The 19,057-nt window shown below is 64.3% G+C and carries 19 protein-coding genes; 4 read left to right on the top strand and 15 right to left on the bottom strand.

Going from position 1 to position 19,057, the window contains the following annotated elements:
* Positions 1–146 precede the first annotated feature (146 nt).
* From ACE3T8_RS04840 to ACE3T8_RS04770, 15 genes are all read right to left on the bottom strand, one after another.
* Complete coding sequence (locus ACE3T8_RS04840) at positions 147–6,338, bottom strand: LPD38 domain-containing protein (protein ID WP_374607271.1); 6,192 nt, start codon at positions 6,336–6,338, stop codon at positions 147–149.
* Entirely contained in the window at positions 6,338–7,261 is a 924-nt protein-coding gene (locus ACE3T8_RS04835) for a hypothetical protein (RefSeq protein ID WP_374607270.1), read from the bottom strand. The genes ACE3T8_RS04840 and ACE3T8_RS04835 overlap by 1 nt, the downstream gene beginning before the upstream one ends.
* Positions 7,251–7,466: an HGGxSTG domain-containing protein gene (locus ACE3T8_RS04830; RefSeq protein WP_374607268.1), complete on the bottom strand. Its 216-nt coding sequence runs from the start codon at positions 7,464–7,466 to the stop codon at positions 7,251–7,253. The genes ACE3T8_RS04835 and ACE3T8_RS04830 overlap by 11 nt, the downstream gene beginning before the upstream one ends.
* Before the next feature lie 1,015 nt (positions 7,467–8,481).
* Positions 8,482–9,249 (bottom strand): hypothetical protein, encoded by a 768-nt coding sequence (locus ACE3T8_RS04825; protein WP_374607266.1) that lies wholly within the window; start codon positions 9,247–9,249, stop codon positions 8,482–8,484.
* Between the two features lie 196 nt (positions 9,250–9,445).
* Positions 9,446–9,910 carry a hypothetical protein gene (locus tag ACE3T8_RS04820; protein WP_374607264.1) on the bottom strand — a complete coding sequence of 155 codons (465 nt, stop codon included), beginning with the start codon at positions 9,908–9,910 and terminating at the stop codon, positions 9,446–9,448.
* A gap of 20 nt (positions 9,911–9,930) precedes the next feature.
* Complete coding sequence (locus ACE3T8_RS04815) at positions 9,931–10,548, bottom strand: HNH endonuclease signature motif containing protein (RefSeq protein WP_374607263.1); 618 nt, start codon at positions 10,546–10,548, stop codon at positions 9,931–9,933.
* Entirely contained in the window at positions 10,545–10,826 is a 282-nt protein-coding gene (locus ACE3T8_RS04810; RefSeq protein WP_374607261.1) for a hypothetical protein, read from the bottom strand. The genes ACE3T8_RS04815 and ACE3T8_RS04810 overlap by 4 nt, the downstream gene beginning before the upstream one ends.
* Complete coding sequence (locus tag ACE3T8_RS04805) at positions 10,823–11,026, bottom strand: hypothetical protein (RefSeq protein ID WP_374607259.1); 204 nt, start codon at positions 11,024–11,026, stop codon at positions 10,823–10,825. The genes ACE3T8_RS04810 and ACE3T8_RS04805 overlap by 4 nt, the downstream gene beginning before the upstream one ends.
* A gap of 102 nt (positions 11,027–11,128) precedes the next feature.
* On the bottom strand, positions 11,129–11,800 hold the full coding sequence (locus ACE3T8_RS04800) for a hypothetical protein (RefSeq protein WP_374607257.1): 672 nt from the start codon (positions 11,798–11,800) through the stop codon (positions 11,129–11,131).
* Between the two features lie 84 nt (positions 11,801–11,884).
* Positions 11,885–12,274, bottom strand: a complete 390-nt coding sequence (locus tag ACE3T8_RS04795) for a hypothetical protein (RefSeq protein ID WP_374607255.1) — start codon at positions 12,272–12,274, stop codon at positions 11,885–11,887.
* Positions 12,267–12,695, bottom strand: coding sequence for a hypothetical protein (locus ACE3T8_RS04790; protein WP_374607253.1), 429 nt, complete (start codon positions 12,693–12,695; stop codon positions 12,267–12,269). The genes ACE3T8_RS04795 and ACE3T8_RS04790 overlap by 8 nt, the downstream gene beginning before the upstream one ends.
* Before the next feature lies 1 nt (position 12,696).
* On the bottom strand, positions 12,697–12,900 hold the full coding sequence (locus ACE3T8_RS04785) for a hypothetical protein (protein WP_374607252.1): 204 nt from the start codon (positions 12,898–12,900) through the stop codon (positions 12,697–12,699).
* Positions 12,897–13,214: a hypothetical protein gene (locus tag ACE3T8_RS04780; RefSeq protein ID WP_374607251.1), complete on the bottom strand. Its 318-nt coding sequence runs from the start codon at positions 13,212–13,214 to the stop codon at positions 12,897–12,899. Before ACE3T8_RS04780 ends, ACE3T8_RS04785 begins: the two co-directional genes overlap by 4 nt.
* The gene (locus ACE3T8_RS04775; RefSeq protein ID WP_374607250.1) at positions 13,211–13,651 is read right to left on the bottom strand and encodes a hypothetical protein; all 441 of its coding nucleotides are present in this window, start codon (positions 13,649–13,651) and stop codon (positions 13,211–13,213) included. Before ACE3T8_RS04775 ends, ACE3T8_RS04780 begins: the two co-directional genes overlap by 4 nt.
* 488 nt (positions 13,652–14,139) lie before the next feature.
* Positions 14,140–15,309 (bottom strand): tyrosine-type recombinase/integrase, encoded by a 1,170-nt coding sequence (locus tag ACE3T8_RS04770; RefSeq protein WP_374607249.1) that lies wholly within the window; start codon positions 15,307–15,309, stop codon positions 14,140–14,142.
* A 301-nt stretch (positions 15,310–15,610) separates the two neighbouring features.
* On the opposite strand from ACE3T8_RS04770, the gene ACE3T8_RS04765 reads away from it, so the two are divergent.
* The 4 genes from ACE3T8_RS04765 (at position 15,611) to ACE3T8_RS04750 (ending at position 19,012) form a co-directional block, all read left to right on the top strand.
* Positions 15,611–15,799, top strand: coding sequence for a hypothetical protein (locus ACE3T8_RS04765; RefSeq protein WP_374607247.1), 189 nt, complete (start codon positions 15,611–15,613; stop codon positions 15,797–15,799).
* A gap of 56 nt (positions 15,800–15,855) precedes the next feature.
* Positions 15,856–16,326 carry a hypothetical protein gene (locus tag ACE3T8_RS04760; RefSeq protein ID WP_374607246.1) on the top strand — a complete coding sequence of 157 codons (471 nt, stop codon included), beginning with the start codon at positions 15,856–15,858 and terminating at the stop codon, positions 16,324–16,326.
* 104 nt (positions 16,327–16,430) lie between these two features.
* Positions 16,431–18,224: an acyl-CoA dehydrogenase C-terminal domain-containing protein gene (locus ACE3T8_RS04755; RefSeq protein ID WP_374607244.1), complete on the top strand. Its 1,794-nt coding sequence runs from the start codon at positions 16,431–16,433 to the stop codon at positions 18,222–18,224.
* Positions 18,225–18,499: 275 nt separating this feature from the next.
* Positions 18,500–19,012, top strand: coding sequence for an HNH endonuclease (locus tag ACE3T8_RS04750; RefSeq protein ID WP_374607402.1), 513 nt, complete (start codon positions 18,500–18,502; stop codon positions 19,010–19,012).
* Positions 19,013–19,057 lie beyond the last annotated feature (45 nt).

The raw sequence follows: 19,057 nt of genomic DNA, 5'->3' as shown, positions 1-19,057 counted from the left end.
CGGCTGCTACCCTTGGCCCATGCGGCTATTGCTTGGCCTCGCCGCCGTCCTGATCGGCACCCTTGCCGCCGCCATCCTCGGCCTAGCCGCCGGGGTGGCTATAGGTGCGCTCCTGCTGGTCGCGCCGCTCGTATTCCTCTGGCGAGCTATTCGCCCACCACGTCCCGCGTCCACGCCGTCGTAAAGGCGTCCTGCGCTGCGGCCCTGACGTGGCCCGCCGTCCTCAGCCTGGCATTCCTGAGGCGCGTGGCATCGGTAGGGATGAATCTCGCCGGTTCTTGGCGATAGGCCGCCTCGGTCTCTTCGCGGAAGTCGTCCATGGCCTTCTCGGCGCGCTTGTATGCCTCAAAGACCGAGCCGGGCGGCTGGTCAGGCGCACGCTTGCCCGCGATCTCTAGCTTGGCCCCTGCAGCGCCCTTGCCCTTGCCGGCCTCCTGCGCTTTCTTGAACCCACCCATGCGGAGCTTCCCGCCGGCCTCGCTGAGCGTCACGCCGGACAGAACCGAGTGCTTCGTCCGCTCCATCTCTGCTGCCTCAAACCCGCCGTTCTCGTACGCCGACTGCACAGCGTCGCGCGCCTCTGTTGCCGCGTTACCCCGCGCCAGCCGAGCTCCCTTCAACTCCGGCAGGCTTGCCAGCAGCTTGACCGCCTCGGCGTCGCCCTTTTCGTCCAAGGTATCCAGCACGCGGCGGCGGGCGCGCTCGATGACCGCCCGGCGGTTGTAAAACAAGGATAGTTGCGCAGCCTGCTCGTCTACCTTGGTAAAGAAGCGCTTGGAGATGGGCACATCGGAGGGCTTGATGGTCGAAACCTTCGGGCCTACGTCCATGCCGCCCAAGTCGCGCTTCGCCTGTTCGTTCAAGGCGCGATCCTCGGCAAGCTTTCCGCCCAGCGTGGCTACGTCGACCACAAACTGCCCTGCCCCACCCGTCAGCTCCTTAAGCAGGTATTCCAGATCCTCAGGCGCGACGTTGAGCGCGTCGATGGCAGGCGGCGTGTAGTCGTCGCCACCACCAATGCGGTTGAGGCCCTCGGCCCCCAGCTTGAAGGCCTCCATGGTGTCGGGCCTGCCGATGGTGGCGAGCGGCACATCCGACCGTCCAAAGCTGTCCCGGTGGATCGGACGCCCGAAGTCGTTGCGGTTGACCTGCACGTTGGCGGGGATGCGGAAAACGGTAGGCAGCATGCCAAGCGCCCCGTCGCCGACAGGGATTGGGAACATACCCTCGACTGCTGCTGACATCACGTCTGCCGCCACAGCTCCGGCGCGATCTTCTGGCTTGGTGCCTGCGCCCTCCTTGTCGAGAATCGCGCCCGTCATGCGCCCCGCGAGGTAAGGGAACACATTGAAGCCGTACGGCATCGGGATCGTAATGACCCCACGGTCAGGCGTGACGATGACCAGGTTGCGGCGCTTCACGTGGTCGGGAACCTTGTTCCACATCGGCTCCCCGTCCTCGTCTTCCATCCCGAGCGCTGCGAGCGTTGCAATGGACTGCATGGCCGCGAGCGCTCCGAGATAGCCGTACGTCTTCGGGTTCTTCATCAGGCGCAAAGCGCGATGGCTGCCCTGCATCGCCGCGTTATAGAACAGGAACCACGCATTTAGCTGGCTCCCGACGTAGCCCTTTCGATTGAAATTGACGGTGAAGTTCTTGGCGTACTCGGCCGCTCGCTCTGCAGGCATGCCGCGCTTGCGCAAGGTCACGAACGCCGACAGCCGTAGCGCGTTCTCGATGCCGTCGTTCAAATCGCCAACGAGATCGCCGATGGCCTTGGCCGCCGCCATCGCCCGCGAGTCCGACATGCGCCCGAACTTGCCAGCAAAGCGAGACTGCATTTCCTCGATGGACGGCATGTTGACGTAGCCTGTGCGTCCGCCGGCTTGTGCGAACTCTTTCGCGGAGGCGTCCCACTGCCCGCTGCCTTGCTTGCCCCGGGCATAGCGCCATGCAGCGCGAGCCGCTTGGGGGTAGTGAAGCGCGGCATCCAGCGCGGCTGCCTCCCCATGTTCGACGGCCAACCCTGTCAGGCCAAACACCGCGTCGCGGGTTGCGTTCACCGGTACGAACGCGGGGTTGTACTTGGTCAGGACCGCCGAGAAATACCGGTTGATCGCACCAGCAGCTCGCACGAACGCCCCGATCTTCTCGGTGCCAATCAGGTTGAGCGCCTTTGCCAGCTCGGGTTGGCTGAACTTGACGCGGTACAACTCGCCCTTGTGACGCACCGCGACGATGCTAGGGTCGTGCCAATCATTGACGATCTTGTCGTAAACCTCGCCGGCAGCATTGAGCGCACGCTCCGTCTGCACCGGCTCAACTTCCCACAGCGAGGGGTTCGGGTTCGCCAGCACCAAGCGCATGACGGACCGGCCGACGCGCGCCTTCTCCGCGAGGATCACGGATCGCTGAGCGTCGCCGAGGATCTCCGCAAGGATGTTTTGCGCCTTGTTGCCCTCGCCACGCCCCAGTGCGTCTTTGACGAGACTGCCGCGCGAATCGACACCGCGACCGCGCAGGCCACCAAGCCCATCGCCCTCGTTCGCGGAATCGCTCTTGCCTCGCAACGGCACGTAGTTGGGTTCGCGCTCCATCGCGTCAAACAGGTCCTGGGTGATAAGGCCATGGGACAGCAGGCGATGCCGCGTCGCCTTCACCATGCGCCGGACACGGGACACCAAGGGATCGAGCTTCGCCCGGTCGGCCGTGGCCAGAATCGAATCCGCCTCGGCATCGGTCATGCCTGAGCCGCCGTCCGGCATGGCAGGATTGCGAGCCGCCACCGACGCATTCCGATCCTTCGCGTACAGCGCGTAGAGGTACGTCTCCAACGTATCGGCCTGTACGCCCGCCGCCTTCATCGCAGCAATGAGCGGCTCCACCTGATCGGACTCGATGCGGTCTAGCCCCTCGGACACCCGCCCATGCATCAGGGTTTCCATGCGGTAGACGTTCGCCGCGTCGTCCACGATGGTGCCGGTCGCCTCTAGCTGCCCTTGCACGTCGCGCCACGCCAGCATCTTGTCCTGCAAGTCGCTACGCATGCGCTTCATAGCGCCGCGCCGGCCTTCCCAGCGGGATGTGTCGTAGTTCCAGCCAGCAGCGCCACGCGCGACGTTGAGGCCAACCGCTGCGGCATTACGGCGCGCATCCGCGCTCGCCTCCGCCTGCACGATCTTGGTGGACTCCAAGGCGCTCTGAGGCTCTGAAACCTCGCCTTCGCTCCAGATGACGTAGTTCGCCGTCCCTTCGCCAGTCTTGCGGCTCGCGCCATCGAGGTAGCGCAGGCCGGGCACACCAGCCGCCAGCAGCGCCTCCGATGCCGCACGCGGGCCCTTCGCCTCCGAATGGCCTGGGCGGAATGTCGGATCGAAGCGGCGCGCCAGCTCGGTGTATGCGTCTCTACCGGTACGGGGCGCAAAGCTCATGGACTGGCCCGCGAACTCTCCGCCCGGGTTGTCCTCGCTGGTGTTCAGCCCAAGGGAGGCCAGCGCCTGTTTCACCTTCTCCGGCTGCTGGGATAGCGGCTTGTCCCAGTCGAGCAAGTCGGAATCCTCGGGCAGGTCGACCGAGTACAGACCGCCAATGCGACGCAGCGCGGCTTGAGTCTCGGGCGACAGCTCCCAACGTTCCGGGCGGCGTAGCGCTTCGCTGATCGCTTGGTGCGGGTAGTCGAACCCGAGCCAGTCGTCCGCCTGTAGGGCGTCAATCAGATCCCGCTGCGGCTCGCTGAGTCCTTCGATGTTGCGCAAGGACTCGACCGCCTCGTCCGGCGACGTGTACTCGTCGTAAGCGTCACGAGCGTGGCTAATGAACTCGCGCTCCGAAAGACCGGTGCGGTAGTGCTCTGCCACTTCCTTGCGCCCGGCAAAGTACATGCCCCAGCCGTAAGCCTGCGCGCCTTCGCCCGTGCCGACCTTCTGCAGAGAGAAACGGTCGACCTTGTGCGGGGTGCCGTGGAATGCGACCTGTTCCAGCGGCGGTTGAGGCTTGGCGGTCGATTGCCCCTCGCGCGCGTAGTTGTCACCAGCCGGGGTGGTTGAATCCGGCGTGGTTGTGGCGTCCGCGACGCGAGGATCACGCGCGGTTGGCTGGCGGGCGGCCCTCCAGGCGTTCTCCAGTAGTTGCCGCACCTGCCCATCGCTGAAGCCCGCAGCTTCCGAGCCAAACGCCTTGTTCGCCAGCATCTTCAGCCGGCGGAGGAAATTGTCGATCGCTGCACGAACGACGCTGCGGACGCCTGCCGGGACAGCGACTCCGTAGGTGTTTTCGATGCGTGCCCAGTCCCCCGTGCGGGTGGCGGCGGCCAGTTCCGCCAGCGCTTCCTCTGCTGCCAGCGAGCGCCCGCCCTTCATCTGCCGGGAGCGCGCGATTGCATCAGACAGGCCCAGGACGGTCGGATTCTGGAGCGCCATCTCCATCGCGCTATTCAGGTCGTCCCCCAGCCACGCGCGCAGGCCGTGATGACCGGCGACCTCATGCGCTGCCACAAATGCCGCTTCCTTCGGATCCGTGACCGCATCCGTGAACACCACCACTCGCGGCTTCCCGTCGAGTGACTCCGACGCCGGCACGTAGATGCCTGCTGTCCCGATGCTGCTGTCCCGAGCCGCGCGTTGGGCCTCCAATCGCTGCGCATATTCCGGCTTTGCGACGGACTGCAGGCCAGCGGTGCCACGAAGGTATGCGATGCCCACGCTCGACCTGCCCACGGCCTTCGCCACTGCGTCACGCAGGCCAGTCCGGATGGCGTCCTGCTCGCCTTCTTGCTGCGCCTGAGGCAACTGTACCGGGGCCGACGTAGCCGCAGCAGCCTCAGCATTACCCTCCGCGAACCCTGCAGCTTCGGGCTTCCGCCAACGTGCGTCGGAGTCGTTTCTACTTGTTTCTACTTTAGAAACGACATCGGCAGGGGCCGAAATCGGACGAGGCTGCGCGCTTCCGCCCAACACGTCCTGAGCAGCGCTCGATGCCAACTCCGCGCGCCGCTGCGCCAGCAGTCGGTCTAGGTCTGCCGTATCTTCCGGCGGCACCTGTCCCAGAGGCGCGAGCTCCGCCGCGGTGCGACGAGTAGCCGCAGGCGAGGGGTCGCCAAGCACATCAGCAAACAACGGGGCAGCGCTAGGTGGCGCAGTGGCAGCACCCAGTGGGGGCAAATCCGTGCCGACCAGCTTGCCGTCCTCCGAGGCAATCACCTTCTCGGTGCCAACCTGTGCCGGCGCGATTCGCGGGACAGAGCGGCTGCCAAGGGGCGCGAGTCCGCCCAGCTCCCCCAGTGGCGCTTCATCCAAGGAACCCAAGGGGCGAACAGTGGGACCGCCGAGCTCATCGTTGGCTGAAGGCGGAGCCGCTGGCGACTCCTTCCCGCCAGGCAAGAACGCGCGTGGGTTGCTGGCGACGTGACCAGCACCACCCATCCCAGCGCCGACGAGCGCCGCGTCGAGGGCTTGCGCCATCTGCTCAAGGATCGGGGTTTCCCGGCCAAGTGCCACATCAGACACTTGCTGCTGCCCGACTTGAACCGGCGCTTCCTGCGCCCCCTCCAGCGCTGCAGCTCGCACCAGCGAGCCTGCGCCACGTTGCCCCATGACTGCGGGCAGGGCGAGAGATTCGCCCGCCGACTCGATCAAGCCCGTCAAAACGGCGGCCCTAGCCGCTTCAGGTCGCGTAACACCTTCCCCGAGTAGGTCGGTATAGGTCTGCGCGCCTGTCGTACCTCCCATCACCGCAGACGCGACCTGAGGGTTCCTCGTCGCGAGTGCCAACGCCATGGGGAAAACCGACTCAGCACCGGTGTTCACCAAATGCTTTCCGTATTGTGCAGCGGCCCCAGATGGATCATCGATTACTTGCGCGAGTGTTGGCCTGCCTCCTATGGCTTCGGCTGCGAGCTGCCTATCCGCGTTGATAGTTCCCTCGATTGCCAAGTTCTCATCTGCTACTCGTCGGGTGTGCAGCGGATCCGTAACGTCCTGGATGGCTTCGGGCGTGCCTGTGAGCAATCCCTGTCGATACAGCAGGCGGAACGGGTTCACCTCCCCGACGGTTTTGTCCACGAAATCCGCGCCCGTGTGCAAGGCGCTCGCAACGGTCGATGCCGCGCCGCGCTTGATCCCCTCCATGAAGATGGAACCAAATCCGGGCCCACCTTTCTTCGGCTTGTCATCAGCAGCTACATCGGCAGTAGTGCCGCCTAGCTCTTCGCTGCTAGCAAAGCCGATGCGAACATTCCTGAAGTCCGGCACGTCCGCCAGCACGTCATCGAACAACCCCGCTGGCTGAGTCGAATGCGCCGGTTTCTCAGGAGCCAGAACATCATCGAACAGTCCGGGCATCAGAGACGCCCCGCGACGTTCACGAAACCGGCATCCACCAAGCGCTGCCGGGCCTTGTCTTTCGAAATGCGACCGGTCGCGATGGCGCGGCGCGCATCCGCTAGTGCCTGCAACCCGTCTTCCTTGGTGCGCTCGGCGCGGTAAGCGCTGCGCGTGTTACCTGGGGAATCGTTCGCGCCAGAACCGAGCGGAGGCAGCTCGCTCGCAGCGGCGACTGTGGTCCGCCCCAGCGGAGGAAGCGCCACCACCTCCCGACCGAGGGGCGGCAGCGTCTTACCGTCCGCGCCGATCCTGAGATTGAGCTTGTTCGCCTTCAGGTCGGCCAATTCCTGACCTGTCAGGTTCCGGCCAATTTCGTCTTGGATGGCGTCCACCTGCCATTCCATCTGCTGCACGGCTGCCGGCGGGCGGCGGGCACGATCCCGCTGGGCGTCGAGCTGCTCGATGCGTGCTGTGGTCAGATCAGTAGGCGTCGGGGAGCCAAGCGGAGCATATGGCCGCACGACATGCCCGCCATCCACTGCCGTCCACTTCAGGGGCTTGCCATCAAGGGCCGCCAGCGCGGCATTCCCTGCGCCCATTTCGGGGGTCAGCGCGTCCACTGCCATCTGTCGAAAATCACGCGCTTGGAGGTCGCCCAACGTCGCGCCAAGTGGCCGCAGGTCACCCTCATCCATGGATCCGAGGATGTTGTGAAACAGAACGGCCCGCTCCTCGGAAACGCCCAGGCCTTTGCGCACCATGTCCACGGTTCGAGCTGAGTTTGCGAGATGCCGGGCCTGAGCGAGCCTCGCCTCTGCCAGCGACCTTTCGCGGGAAACGCGGCTGCCAAACGCATTGTCGTAGACCTGCCGCTCGCGCTCAGGATCGCCAAGGATGGTGCCGCCGATCTTGGAGCCGGCGGTGAAAAGTTCAGTGGGCATGGCAGCCTCGATTCAGAGGGTTAGCAGGGAGGCAGCGAAACTGCCGAAGGTTCGCAAGGGAGCGCGCCTTGCCTTCTGGTGTCCGTGGGCCGGTACTACGCCCGCCGTGGAAGCGACAGCGGCGCTTGCCCGGCTCGGACTTGGCTTGGCAGGGCTGGCCATCCCGATGCCGTGTCGCGCCGCACTGGACTCGCACCGAAGTCATACGCGCACGCGCGCCTGCGCACTTGGTGTGACAAAACCCCCTGCACGACCGAAGTCATACGCGCCTGCGCGTACTGGTCGCCAAACTCCCTGATCCGGAGTCATACGCACATGCGCGGAACGCTCTGAAATGGGTTGTGACATGTCCCCTCCTGGCGTCTGAGGCGGTAAGACCGCCGCCCCCATTGCTGGGGGTCAGCGGAGGTTGGACGCCGGGGGGCGGGCCTTCCTACCTGTTACGCCTTCTCGTCGTCGTTTCGGATTCCCGCATGCCGGCTCCAATATCGCCCGTTTGTTTATTCTCATCCGGCACGCTTCGACCACGTTTCGTGCACGATTCGTGTTCCCGCCATCGCCCACCACTGCTGCAAAACCGCAGTGAGCCGGTCGCTAAACGCAGCCTCCCGTTTTCGTACCGCTTCCCATCCGCTCCAGTCATCCCCCTTATGTAGGACAACTGCCTGCATGGCCGCCGCTCGCTGGGCCGGACTCATTCGCACGCGCGTAGTTCTGCGAAAACTCGGAGCATGCTGCTAGCACGGGGCCGGCATGCTGCGAGCATGCTGCGGGCATCGGTCTCAGGGAAGGTGGAGGGAAATGCACGGGTGCGCCTGCTGCACGGGTGCACCTGCTGCACCTGCAGGTTTTCTCCGCTCCTGCATCGCCTGCAGTCCCGCCCGCGAGTGCGATCAATTGCTAGCACTTGCTATGCGGTCGCATTGCGTTCGCATTGCGACCGTTGTTCACCGTGATCCACCGTGGATTCATCGCACTTCATCTCACTTTGCGATCACCAAAGGCCACACCAAGCGGACGGGTTGGTGATGGGAAAGGCGATGGCAATGGCGGAAGGAAACCCAAACCAAACCCAGCCCTAACCCATTGGGTTTCGATTGGGTTTCGCCGAACTCCTACAGGCGCGCGATGACCCGAGAAACGCACGGGTAACGCAGCCAGCGTTACCAACGCCCGCCGAACTGATACGCGCCCGCGCGCACGGGCGATGCTTACGGAAACTAGGCGGCGGCTTGTGTCGGAACTGTCGGATTGCCGTCGGACTGGTCGGACTGCATTCCGTCCCGACCTTGTCCGTAGATTGTCCGCATGCTGTCCCCGTCCCGTGCGGACACGCTTTCCAGCAACCACTCCGCCGCCTTGTCGAGCCAGCGCAGCAGCACTTCGCGGGCCTCACCAACCTTTTCCGCGTACACAGCAGCACGCACGCCGTAGCGCTTCGCTCGGTCGCGCAGCCGGCCTTGGTTGCCGTAGACGATGGCGTATCCCGCCTCCTCGGCCGCCCAGGCTTCGTGCCCGACGGTTTCCATGGACAGTGCCACCAGCCGCCAACGACTCGCGTCCTGCAGCGCGACGCATAGCAACCACTCCTCCAGCAGCGATGGCATCCCCGCTGCCCGCGCCATCGACAAGGCCAATAGCGGGCCGGGCCTCGGGCCTACGTTCGGCGCATGCTCGACACCAGCGGCGCGCGTCCAGCGCTTGAACTGGCGCACCCGGTAGGGAACTGCTCGACCACGCTGCCCGAACTGGCCGCTGTCCCACTCGATCAGGCGTTGCCGGTCAGCATCCGACAGCGTGCCCCACCAATCCCACAACTGCGGATCCTTGGGGCGTCCATCGCTTCCGGTGGCGATGGCTTTGCCTGCACGGGCGAGTGTCTCAGTCGGCTTACAGATGACGAGGCCTGCGCCGTCGTACAGCTTCTCTGCCCGCGTCCGCCGGCCTTGGTTGGCGGTGTACCCGTACGCCGAGGCGATGTCGCGCACGACTTGCTCCGTCAGGGGGCGAGTCATCGAGAGCCGCCCGCCAGCAGAGGCTGTAGATCTATTGCAGTGGAGCTGTAGAGCAACAGCCCAAGGCCTTGCCTTGGTAGATATGTATAAGGGAGGCCAGATTCTGGGCATGGGCAAGCGCCAAATGGGGCCGATTTAGGCCAGTTTCTGGGCAGGTTGGCGTTCAAAATCACGACGCCTTAGCCAGATTCTGGGCAACCCTGCGCCAGTTTCTGGGCATGGGGTCGCGCTGCTTCCAAAGACAACTAGCGACCCTTTCGGGTGCCAGCTCCGTGCCTTTGCCCACATCGTCAATCGGCTTCCACGTGATCGCGTAGAGGTTGCAGACACCCTTGTGGCCGTGGCGGGTTTGCACGATGAAGCCCGCCGCCTCAGCCTCCTCCGCCGCCTGATCGCGTGTCTCGCCGCTTCGCCAGCCCCGCTTCAACGCCATGCAGCGGGTCAGTGATAGGTCGCCGTTGTTGCTGCCATCGAACTCGGCAGCAAGCTCAACAATGAACTTGATCGCATTGCCCGAAAGCGCCCGCCACTGCGGCGAGGTAATGACGTAGTGCGGCAGGCTCAGGAAGGTATGACCGCCGCCACGGCCGGTGTGCTTCCTGCGCTTGTCAGTCGCGTGGAATGGTTTCGACATGTTGTCCGCCCCCCGGCGTCCTAGTTCGCGGCTCGGCGGCCAGGGCGTGTGATCCTTGGCGGTGCGTCCACGTGCTTCCACACAGCGCCGCGACGCGCCTTGTTGGCCGTCTCCTTGCAGACACCGAAGCGCTTGGCCAAGACGCTGCCCGGCTCATGTGATCCGCGAATCTCGATCACGTCGGCTTCCGTGAGCTTCGCTTTGACGCACCTAGATCCAACTGGCGTCTGCCCGTTTCGGATGGCGCGAGAGGTGTTCTCAAGAGGCGTGACGATCTCTAGATTCGTCGGGCGGTTGTCGCTCTTGATGCCGTTGAGATGGTCAACTTGATGCCCGGCTGGAATTTGGCCGTGGCAAGCCTCGGCAACGATTCGATGTGCATATCGATAGTCGCGCCGAGAGATCCAGATCCGTACATACCCACGACGGTCTGCGTGACCAACCTTCGCGCCGCTGTGGCCGTAAATGGTGCCGGTCTCAGTATCAACAGCGAGGCGATCAACAACGTGGACAAAGATGCCTGCAGGCAACGAAATGGGGCGGCTGAGGCCAACGCCAGGAGCCAGTCGGGTGTCGACCCGACATGCGAGCGGCGATTCGAGTGGGCTGCCCTTCCCTGGCTCGTTCTGGAGAGTCATGCGCGCCCCTCCAGGCCTGCGGCGGTGGCAAGCCAGTGGGCTTCGAGGCGGCGGAGTTGCGGGACGTTGTGCCAATCCGGGCCGTTCGCCATCAGGCAAAGCGCAGGCAACTTGTGCAGCTCGATGCTGTAGACCTGCTTGGTCTCGCCGTCACCGACATACAGGCCATCAAGCTCTAGCGTTTCAGGGTTGAGCTTGCTGGCGTGTCGATAGCGCGGATTGCTGGCGGTCAACCAGTCGTAAATGTCGTTCTGCTCTTGCGTCGGGAGGCCAGTCACGCTGCCTCCTTGCGACCCTCAGCCTTCAGCCGCTGCGGCAGTGAAAGGAGGCTGTCCAAGTACACAATGCGGGTCTTGCCCACATAGTCGGTTTCCAGCAGCCCGCTACTCGCCAGCGCGTAAGCGCGGGTTTTCTTAATCCCTCGCTTCGCGCACTCCTGCACGAAAGGGCCAAAGTCCCGGAGTTCGGATGCGTTCATTAGTGCCCCGCTGTGCCCGCGTTGGGCGGGCTTCGGGGCGAAGGATGCGGACGCGGAATCGCGCCAGCATCTCAGCAGGGGGGTCTGATTTACCCCCTGTCGTTACGCCTGATTTAGCGCCTCATCGAGGGCGGCCAAGAGCCGGTCTTGCTGGGCTTTGCGTGAGCTTAGGTACGCATTGATCGCGCGCAGCGGATCTTCATTCCCGCCGATTGTCCTGTAACAAGCGCTGACAACTCTCCGGAACTCGTCGCCAGTTCGGCTAGCTCGCCACTTGTCGGGTAACGGAAGCATTGCGCCGCTGCTGGCAAGACGATGATCGTCCATCCAACCCGCGAAAAGCGCCGATTCGACCAAGCGCACCCCTTGGGGATTGGCCGCTGTCTGGCGCGTTTGGGTGCGAGGAACGTCATCACGCGCCGCTTGAGCAGCGGCCACCAATGCCGTGAGCCTTTCCAGCATGTGGTGAGCGGACGTAGGCCCGCTATCCAACTGCCGCTCCGGCTGTGTCCAGTAGCGAGATTCGATTAGTCCATGCGCGAACTGGTGTTCTGGTGCCGGACTGGAAAGCAGCTCGCTAAGGCTTCGGCTCAACTCCTGCGCCTGCGTCTCAACGTTCTCCAGAACCTTCAATGTTTCCCGGCGACCAGCCTTTCTGGCGATGACCTTTTGGATAAAAGGTAGCGCCGACTGGAGCCGACTGATCTGCGCACTCGATGCACCGACGAGGCGCAGCTCGCGTTCTTCATCAGCAGAGAATTTAGGTATTGCCATGACCAAATTCGCCCCCCCAGCGATACCGAACACAAAGCCACGGGCGGCAAGACGCCGCCCGTCTGTCACCACAATTGGCCTAGCCTAACGCTCCGCAACCTCGCAGAACCCACGCCAGTGGTAATGCGCTTTGCGCTTCGTGGATCCGTGGCGGTACATGCCGCGAACGAACTTGCGCACGTCCCAGTTGTGAGCCGCGAGACAGCTTCGGATGATCGACCTATATCGCGCCCTGTCGTCCTCGGTCGGCGCCCACCGCTCGGCCTCGGGAACGTCGCCATGCAGCCCGTAGAAAATGTCGGCGAGGTGCAAGCGTGCGCCAGCATCGTCACCGCCATTTCGCCAGAGTGTGCGCCTCCATAGCTCAGGAAAGCGGGCAGGCCAGTCCAACGCATCAAAGTAGGCGCGAGGCTGGCCCTCCATGTCCGACCGGTCTACGTCGGCGTCCAGCGGCTTGCCGGGATACTTAGCCATGGTCGCCTCCGTTGGCATGTGCTTGTGCAACAATTTCAGCGCGCCTGTGCTGGATCGCTTCCCTTGTCTGCTCGCGAGCTTCACGGGCCATTTCATACAGCTCGTCCTCGTCATCTTCGTTGAACCCTTCTTTCAAGCGCTGCACCTGGCGCTCGGTGCGGAAGGTGGCGGACTCCGGCCACCTGGACACGTTCCCGCTTAGGTCGATCCACGCCAACGCCTGCGCCTGTTCTTCGATATTTCGCGCCCGGATTCGCTCCAGTAGAACCGCCATGGATTCCTCGCGGCCACCTGCCGGAAGGATTCCCTTTGGCAGCAACAACGGCGCGTAATACAGCACTGTGATCGATGCGCTTGGCCCCTTCGTGACCTTGCGCCCGCGTTTCATCGCCACGGGCAAGCGGATAACAGTGGCGGCCATGTCAGGTGACCCCCGTGTTACGCGCAGCTTCGCTGAAATACTTGTCCAGCAGGCCAGAACGCTCGATGTGCACCGCCAGCAGGGCCACGCGGTGCACCTTGGCTGCGTCCCATTCGGGATGATCTTCCATGACGCTCTGCCGGCAGAGGTCATAGTCAGGATCGGACGACGGCCTCACGGGGAACGGGATGATGATGGCGGTCATGGCTGCGTTCCTTCTGGCGTCGGCTGCCAGAGGCATTTGTTCCACGGTATCGGCTTGCGCGCGGTTCCTTTCCGGTAGGCAGGCCGGCTCACCAAGGGCAAGACCGGGGAATCCAACGGCGCGGCGTTTGACACGCATTGGGCAAGGATGGCCGCAATGTCGAGTACTCCGAGGAACGGCCCCCTTTGTTCGATCGGAAGCGACTCTGCGCGTCGGGTCAGGCTTTCGACCGTCTCGCCGTTATCCAGCAGCTCCACGACTTGGAGGATGCTCTGCACATAGCTCTCCGCGACAGAGCCGGCGGGCGCAGTCATTTGCCACCCCACATTGCGCGCAGAGTCGCGTCCTCAGCCGCTCTCAGGCTGTCCAAGTCCATGTCCAGGCCGCTGACACGATGGGCGCGCAGGAAGCCTTCGACCACGGCCATGTCCTTGCCTGCCAGCTCGTAGGCGTCCGCGATGACTTCACCGATGGAGCGCTTGCGGGGCTTTGTCTTCACGCCGTACCACTGCGCAACGAACTCGCCGAAAGCAGGCGAGTAGCGGGACGCATGCCGAACCATGGCGCGGATGTTGGCCTGCCAGCGGCGAGCCTTGCTCATCTTCCGAAGCTTGTCCGAACAAGCGCCACACAGGCAGCGCACGAATGAGCCGGCGGCATTGTCGAACTCGCAGCGGAACACTTGGCCCTCGGCGTCGCACCGGTCGCATTGACGGGGGTACATCGGGAATTGCATTCGGAGGGCGGCCATTACGCGCCCTCCTTCGTGGAGACCACTACACGGACAGTCTCTAGCGCATTCGACGCAGACTTCGCGAGGAAGCCGATAGCCGACCCGAGGGATTCCGCATCGGAGTCATTGAGGCCAACGTACTCAACCGCGCTGTCTTCCGCGACTTGGCGGGCGAAATGATGCCTCCGGAGTAGGAGATGCAAGCCCCATAACGCGCTGACAGCTTCTTCTGCGCTTTCAAGCTTGTGGCGCAAGCCGATCCATTCGGAGGGGAAAGGCAGACGGGTTGCCGCCCAGCTTCGCTGGACGTAACTCAGCGCACCCAACGCTTCTGCGAGGGTTGACGGTCGAGTGTCTCGGGGGGAGTTGGTGCTGATTTCCGGGCGTGAGCCGCCCTCATCTACAATCTGCGATGCCATGACTGTTGCTCCTACAACGGTTGTGGAAGGCGTGGCCGGGGACTGCAATCCCCGGTCGCGCCGCTTATCCCCTTCGGGGATTTGACGCTAGACGAAATCTAACTTCGCCAGCTTGTCTCTTGCGGCTCCTTGTACGAGGTGTCCGTAATGCTTTTCGATCATCGCCAAGGACGTGCCCGTTAGCTTTGCTACGGTCAACAAGTCCATGCCGCCAATGATCGCGTCAGTTATCCATGAGTGGCGCAGGTTGTAGAGAACGGTCTCACGCGGTAGCCCCGCTTTTTCAACTGCGGCGCGCACGTGGTCGTACCAAGTCCTCGAATCCCACGGTGACCCGTCCGCCTGAGTGAACAGGTATGCCATTGGCAGCTTGCCTTTTGCCATCTTGTCCAACAGCGCTTTGGCCGTCGGAGACACAGGGATGGTGCGGTTCCGACCCTTGGTGATGAACGTGACAGACCCAGTCTTGGCGTCGTAATGCTTCCTGAGCGCTGCTGCGGGGTCGCCGGGCCGGCAGCCGGTCAGGGCGATGCATTCCATAAGGGCCCTAGTAGGCTCGTCGGCGGCTTCCAGAAGCGCCCTACGCTGGTTTCGATCCAGATACAGATCCCGACGCCCATCAGCGTCCTTTTCGGGCTTGATCTCCTTCCACTCGATGGCCCGATCCGGGCTCACGTAGCGCTTGCGCACGGCCAGATTGAGGGCTGCCTTGAGGGTGGAGAGGGTTCGCTTGAAGACCGGCGGAGACAAAGCCTTGACCGCCTTGCCCCCCTTTACTGGGCTGGGCGTGAACTCTCCCGACTCCAGGCGCTCGCGCCATTCGACCAAATGGCGTTCCCGTAGCTGGTCGAGCTTGATATCGCCGAGGGAGTCGCCCAGTACGGTCCTGGCGAGGGTCTGCTGGGCAGCCTTGGCCGTGTTGTCTCGCTTCTCTCGCTGAAGCTCGGTGACATAGAACCGGCAAGCGTCAGCCACGGTGACGACATCTGACTGTCGGATTCCAGCCTCCAAGCCCTTACGCCAACGCCGGGCTTCCTGTTTGGCCCTCTCGTAGTCGTTCTCGGCCGTGACCGCCCCCAGGGACTGGTACGCCTGCTTGCCGTCCGCGGTTCTGAAACGGGCGATCCAGTTGCCGCCAATCGCAAGCCTCCGAAACCCGACAAAGAGCCCCCGTTCAACAGGCGCACCCCAGTAAGGCTCCCTGCGTTGAGGAAGCTTGTTACGCACGGTGGTTTTGTCGATCTGGAAACGTGGCATCGATTCAGTCTGCGATTTCCGTACGGACACAGTACGGAAAGACTACAGCGAACGCAAGCGAACCGTAGCGGACTACGAATGCTTGATTTTCCGAGGTATCCGGACGTAGCCGAACACCAGCGAACCCCACATATCCCCCCGTGTCGGGGGTTCGATTCCCTCCCCGGCCACCACTCCGGAAGACGATGCCGCAAACCCCGCCTCGCGCGGGGTTTTCGCTTTCAGGAGCTTCGATGATCCCCGATATCGCGCCGCGCGCAGGCGCGGTGTATGGTCGCCGCCATCGCCCGAGGAAACCCGCATGGACATCCACGACATCGCCCTGAGGTTGTTCGCCGAACTGGTGTCCGCCAACCGCGTCGATTTGGTCAGCGAGGCCGCGCGGATCGAGCTGGGGCGCGAGGCCTACCGCTACGCGGAAGCCTTCATCGCGGCCAAGGACATCTATATCCGCGAATTGCCGGTCGCCAATGTCGAGGCCGGTTACTGACGCGTAAGGCGGTCGGGATTGCGGCTATCCTCGGGCAAACCGCCGAAGGAACCGCCATGAAGCTCCGCCACGCACTGATCGCCACCGCCGTCCTTGCGCTTGCCTCCTGCGGCGGCGGGCCGGTGAAGCGGGTTTCCGAGCCTGCAGCCGGCATCCAGCAGCTGAGCGTGCGCGCCGATGGCCGCTGGGACGTGGTGGTGCGGCTGGACAATTTCAGCAGCGTGCCGATGCGTTTCAGCGACGCCAACCTGGATATCGCCTTCGACAACGGCGCGGCGGCGAAACTGCAGGCGCAGCCGGGCATCAGCATCGGCCCGGAATCGGCCGATGTGTTCACCGCCACGCTGACCCCGCTGCCAGCGGGCCGCGCGCGGCTGGCCAATGCCCTCGCCGATGGCCAGGGCTTGAATTACACGCTGGGGGGCACGGTGGAAGCCGGCCCGGAAGACGGCAAGCCGCGCAGTTACAAGATCGAGCGCAAGAGCGCGCTGGCGCCAGTGCCCGGCCTGCCAGGCGTACTGCGCTGAGGATGCGGAGCGCGTTTTCCGGGAGGATTCCGGCAAACCATACGCCGTAGTATGCTTGCGTTTCCACGGGCCGACCGGCGGTCCGTCACGACTGGTAACGCCGCATGAGCACCTACAAGGCCCCGCTGGACGATTTGCGCTTCGCCCTTTACGACGTCCTCGGCGCGGAAGCGCTGTTCGCCCGCCTCGGCCACGTCGACGCCAACCGCGAACTGGTCGACGCCGTCCTCGACGAAGCCGCGCGCTTCTCCGAAGCCGTGCTGGCACCGCTCAACAAGGTCGGCGACGAGATCGGCTGCAGCTACGACAAGGCGACCGGTGACGTCACCGCACCGCCCGGCTTCAAGCAGGCCTTCGACCAGTTCGTGGAAGGCGGCTGGACCGGCCTGACCAATGCGCCCGAGCACGGCGGCCAGGGCATGCCGGCGGTGGTCGGCGCGGTCCTGACCGAGATGGTCGATGCCGCCAACCTCGCATGGGGCAATTTCCCGATGCTGTCGCACGGCGCGGTCAAGGCGCTGGAGACCTACGGCGAGGACTGGCAGAAGAAGGTGTTCCTGGAACCCTTGGTGGCCGGCACCTGGACCGGCACGATGTGCCTGACCGAGCCGCATTGCGGCACCGACCTGGGCCTGCTCAAGACCCGCGCGGAACCGATCGACGACGGCAAGTACTCGGTCACCGGCACCAAGATCTTCATCACCGCCGGCGAGCATGACCTGGTACCGAACATCGTCCACCTGGTGCTGGCCAAGCTGCCCGACGCGCCCGCCGGCGCCAAGGGCATCTCGCTGTTCGTGGTACCGAAGTTCAAGGTCGGCCGCGACGGCAGCGTCGGCGAACGCAATTCACTCCGCTGCGGCGCGATCGAACACAAGATGGGCATCCACGGCTCCGCCACCTGCGTGATGAATTTCGATGGTGCGGAAGGCTACCTGGTCGGCCAGCCGCACAAGGGCCTGCAGGCGATGTTCGTGATGATGAATTCCGCGCGGCTCGGCGTTGGCGTGCAGGGCCTGGGCCTGTCGGAGCGCGCCTACCAGAATGCGTTGCGTTACGCCCGCGAGCGCCTGCAGTCGCGTTCGCTGTCCGGCGCGAAGCTGCCCGACAAGCCGGCCGATCCGATCATCGTCCACCCCGACGTGCGCCGCATGCTGCTGTCGCAGAAGGCGCTGGTCGAAGGCGGCCGCCTGCTCAGCCTGCATGCCTATTCGCAGCTCGACATCGCCGAGAAGTCGGACGATCCCGCCGAGCGCGAACGTGCGGACATCCTGGCCGGCTTCCTGACCCCGATCTCCAAGGCCTGCCTGACCGAATGGAGCATCGAGAACACCTACAACGCGGTGCAGTGCTTCGGCGGCCACGGCTACATCGCCGAACACGGCATCGAACAGCTGGCACGCGATGCGCGCATTACGACCTTGTACGAAGGCACCACCGGCATCCAGTCGCTGGACCTGATCGGCCGCAAGACTGCCGCCACCCAGGGTGCGGGCCTGAAGTTGTTCCTGGCCGAAGTGGAAGCCTTCGCGAAGCAGCAAGAAGGCGACGAGGCACTGGCGGAATTCATCGCTCCCCTGCGCGCGAAATCCGCCGAGTGGGGCAAACTGACCATCGACGTGCTGCAGCGTGCGGCAAGCAATCCGGAAGAACTCGGCGCCGCCAGCACCGACTACCTCTTCTATTCCGGTTACATCGTGCTGGCCTACTGGTGGGCGCGCAGCGTGGCCGCTGCCGATGCCTCCGATCGTCCGCAGGCGTTCAAGGACGCCAAGCGCGACACCGCCCGCTTCTACTTCGCGCGGCTGCTACCGCGCACGCTGGCGCACAAGGCGGCGATCGAAAGCGGCGCGGCACCCCTGATGGCGATGCCGGCCGACGCCTTCGGCGCGGAGTGAAGGATCCCCATCGCGCCCGGCCGATGTCGGGCGCGATGGCAAGCGTCGTCGGTACCGGCCAGGACTGTACCCAAATCGTCACCGGAGGCGTATAAGCTGGTTTCCCCATGGGAACCGCTAGCGCAACGCTACGCCCGGTCCATGCCGGAACCCGATCCGCGACAGGTCATGCGGATGGGCCGCTTTCCCCCGAATTCCTCAACAGTGCAGGCGCATCGCCCTTCGCCGGCCTGCGCCTGCTGGCGCTGGATGCGCATGGCCGTGCGCTGGACTGGATGAGCTGGCAGGACGCGACCTGCCTTTACGCACGCGGCGCGGTGGCCTGGACCCTGGGTGAGCCCTGCCTGGAAGTGCATGGCGGCATCAATCGCGCCAGCGGGGAGCGCAGCGTCATGCACCTGCACCCGATCATTGCCGCGCGCGGGCACGCGCGCCCGCATGCGCTGGATCCCACCCCGGCGCTGACCAACCCGGCGCTGTTCGCCCGCGACCAGCAACTCTGCCTCTACTGCGGCAACGCCTACCCGCGCTCGACCCTCACCCGCGACCATGTTCAGCCGGTCTCCAAGGGCGGGCGCGACATCTGGGAAAACGTGGTCACCGCCTGCTACCACTGCAATTCGCGCAAGGGCAACCGGACGCCACAGCAGGCGGGGATGCCGCTGCTGGCGGTGCCATACCGGCCAAGCTGGATCGAGCACCTGATCCTGTCCAACCGCAACATCTTGGCCGACCAGATGGCGTTCCTGAAATCGCAGCTGCCGAAGAAGTCGACGCGCTTCGGCTGAGGCGCTGCCCACCTGAATCGGGATGCGCCGGCGGCGATGCCGCCG

Source organism: Thermomonas sp. (genome assembly GCF_041919455.1).
Lineage (GTDB): Bacteria > Pseudomonadota > Gammaproteobacteria > Xanthomonadales > Xanthomonadaceae > Thermomonas.
The sequence above is the reverse complement of the archived record's forward strand: the minus strand, read 5'-3'. Positions and strand labels throughout refer to the sequence as shown.

Excerpts from the sequence above, each read along its gene's own strand:
- ACE3T8_RS04840 (WP_374607271.1), bottom strand. The coding sequence starts at position 6,338 with ATGCCCGGACTGTTCGATGATGTTCTGGCTCCTGAGAAACCGGCGCAT.
- ACE3T8_RS04835 (WP_374607270.1), bottom strand. The coding sequence starts at position 7,261 with ATGCCCACTGAACTTTTCACCGCCGGCTCCAAGATCGGCGGCACCATC.
- ACE3T8_RS04830 (WP_374607268.1), bottom strand. The coding sequence starts at position 7,466 with ATGACTTCGGTGCGAGTCCAGTGCGGCGCGACACGGCATCGGGATGGC.
- ACE3T8_RS04820 (WP_374607264.1), bottom strand. The coding sequence starts at position 9,910 with ATGTCGAAACCATTCCACGCGACTGACAAGCGCAGGAAGCACACCGGC.
- ACE3T8_RS04815 (WP_374607263.1), bottom strand. The coding sequence starts at position 10,548 with ATGACTCTCCAGAACGAGCCAGGGAAGGGCAGCCCACTCGAATCGCCG.
- ACE3T8_RS04805 (WP_374607259.1), bottom strand. The coding sequence starts at position 11,026 with ATGAACGCATCCGAACTCCGGGACTTTGGCCCTTTCGTGCAGGAGTGC.
- ACE3T8_RS04800 (WP_374607257.1), bottom strand. The coding sequence starts at position 11,800 with ATGGCAATACCTAAATTCTCTGCTGATGAAGAACGCGAGCTGCGCCTC.
- ACE3T8_RS04795 (WP_374607255.1), bottom strand. The coding sequence starts at position 12,274 with ATGGCTAAGTATCCCGGCAAGCCGCTGGACGCCGACGTAGACCGGTCG.
- ACE3T8_RS04790 (WP_374607253.1), bottom strand. The coding sequence starts at position 12,695 with ATGGCCGCCACTGTTATCCGCTTGCCCGTGGCGATGAAACGCGGGCGC.
- ACE3T8_RS04785 (WP_374607252.1), bottom strand. The coding sequence starts at position 12,900 with ATGACCGCCATCATCATCCCGTTCCCCGTGAGGCCGTCGTCCGATCCT.
- ACE3T8_RS04780 (WP_374607251.1), bottom strand. The coding sequence starts at position 13,214 with ATGACTGCGCCCGCCGGCTCTGTCGCGGAGAGCTATGTGCAGAGCATC.
- ACE3T8_RS04775 (WP_374607250.1), bottom strand. The coding sequence starts at position 13,651 with ATGGCCGCCCTCCGAATGCAATTCCCGATGTACCCCCGTCAATGCGAC.
- ACE3T8_RS04770 (WP_374607249.1), bottom strand. The coding sequence starts at position 15,309 with ATGCCACGTTTCCAGATCGACAAAACCACCGTGCGTAACAAGCTTCCT.
- ACE3T8_RS04765 (WP_374607247.1), top strand. The coding sequence starts at position 15,611 with ATGGACATCCACGACATCGCCCTGAGGTTGTTCGCCGAACTGGTGTCC.
- ACE3T8_RS04760 (WP_374607246.1), top strand. The coding sequence starts at position 15,856 with ATGAAGCTCCGCCACGCACTGATCGCCACCGCCGTCCTTGCGCTTGCC.
- ACE3T8_RS04755 (WP_374607244.1), top strand. The coding sequence starts at position 16,431 with ATGAGCACCTACAAGGCCCCGCTGGACGATTTGCGCTTCGCCCTTTAC.
- ACE3T8_RS04750 (WP_374607402.1), top strand. The coding sequence starts at position 18,500 with ATGAGCTGGCAGGACGCGACCTGCCTTTACGCACGCGGCGCGGTGGCC.